A 2,039-nucleotide genomic window follows, 5' to 3' on the forward strand; every position below is an offset into this window, starting at 1 on the left:
GAGCGGAAGTGCGAGACTCCTGCGGGAGCAGCGGGAGAGGTGAGACCCCACAGGCGTTTACGCCGAGGAGGCTCACCGCCCGCACCAAGGAAAGCGAGCATCTGGAGGGGAAATCAACCACTCCGCACTACTTAGTAAATAGCAACAAAGTATGCGAAAACAGCCTAAACAAAAAAGACTGTAGGCAAAAGGAGTTCTATCTTATGTTAAACAAAGTTGTTTGGGAGCGGGTGGCTGGAATGAATTAACGGACAAATATAAAACTGGAAACAAACTCCATTATAGTCGGGTTTATCTACAGGCTGAAGAGAAGCTTAAGCATTAGGCTTCTCTTTTTTTGTATGGAGAATATTTCAAAATGTTATTGGAGTTTATGCCGGCCATAACTGAAAAGTTAAACAAGCCTGTAACTTTACATCACCTAAGTAAACCACAATATCATGCGATTTTTATAAGAAAAAGGAAATGAATTTATTAAATTTTGACCAATACCAACTTTAAACAATTTAATAACTTACAAAAAAAGTGTGTGATGTTTTCTTACATAAACAAAGAAATCTTACTTTTATAAGAGTAAAATAAACGAATATTCAATTAATAAAGTATTGGAGAGATGAAAAATGAAAATATCTGAATTGAAAAAAAGCGGTCATGCTCCGTCATTATTAGCTTCATTCCTTTATTTTGATATCAGTTTTATGATTTGGGTATTATTAGGGGCACTCGGTGTCTACATTACAAAGGATTTCGGACTTTCCCCAGCTGAAAAAGGCTTGATTGTGGCTATTCCGATTTTGGGAGGCTCGTTTTTTCGAATCGTCCTTGGTTTTTTGACTGACCGCATCGGCCCGCGGAAAACCGCAATCGGTGGGATGCTTGTATCGATGATTCCACTTTTTTGGGGATGGTTATTCGGTGAAAGTTTAGCGGAGCTTTATTTAATAGGGATATTACTAGGGGTGGCAGGAGCAAGTTTTGCTGCAGCACTTCCTATGGCCAGTCGTTGGTATCCCCCGCATTTGCAGGGTCTTGCGATGGGCATTGCAGGTGCCGGTAACAGCGGAACTCTTTTTGCGACATTGTTCGGACCGCGTCTTGCAGAATCTCTTGGCTGGCATAATGTTATGGGATTAGCTTTGATTCCTTTAACCATCGTGTTTATCATTTATATTTTAATCGCAAAAGACGCGCCATCTCAACCGCCGGCAAAACCACTAAAGGAATATTTCAACGTATTTAAAATAACGGACACTTGGTATTTCTGTATTCTTTACAGTGTGACTTTTGGGGGCTTTGTCGGGTTCACTAGCTTTTTAAGCATCTTTTTTGTTGATGAGTATGGGTTAACACGAATAAGGGCGGGGGAATTCGTTACATTATGTGTCATCGCCGGAAGTTTCTTTCGTCCCGTCGGAGGATTTATTGCCGATAAAATAGGTGGAGTTAAACTGCTTATGTTTCTATTTGTTGGACTCACTATATGTATGTTTGGGATTAGTTTTCTTTATTCTCTTACTGTCGTTACAATCCTTCTGTTCATCGGAATGCTATTTCTCGGTATGGGCAACGGAGCTGTCTTTCAGTTAGTTCCACAGCGATTTTCTAAAGAAATAGGTTTTATCACAGGGATTGTGGGAGCTGCCGGAGGTGTTGGCGGATTCTTGGTTCCAAACATACTAGGTAMGTTGAAACAGATCACTGGCACATATGCTACAGGATTTTTAGTATTTTCCGCAGTTGGAATCGTGGCTTTGCTTATCCTGGGCCTAGCTCAGCTTTCATGGAGAAAAACGTGGGTACTCGGAAAGAATTCAGTTAAGATCTAGAACTTTGTTTACTTAGTTTGGCTTTTTACAGTACTTGTTTTTTGGGGGGATAAAATGTATAAACAAAAACTGATCTTAGTAGGGAACGGAATGGCAGGATTACGTTGTGTTGAATCCATCATTAGTAAGGATCCGACTGCCTTTGAGATTACTATTTTCGGAAGTGAACCGCACGTTAACTATAACCGAATCTTATTGTCGACTGTGCTTCAA

Annotated in this window: 1 protein-coding gene and 1 pseudogene; both read left to right on the top strand. The window is 40.4% G+C overall.

All coding sequences use genetic code 11. From position 1 onward, the window contains the following. Positions 1-248, top strand: a pseudogene (locus AC1DVB_RS26820) (hypothetical protein); the annotation flags it as partial. A 372-nt stretch (positions 249-620) separates the two neighbouring features. Next, positions 621-1,826: a nitrate/nitrite transporter gene (locus AC1DVB_RS26825; RefSeq protein ID WP_477591861.1), complete on the top strand. Its 1,206-nt coding sequence runs from the start codon at positions 621-623 to the stop codon at positions 1,824-1,826. Positions 1,827-2,039: the final 213 nt, after the last annotated feature.

Source organism: Peribacillus sp. P4_D6, from assembly GCF_056401795.1.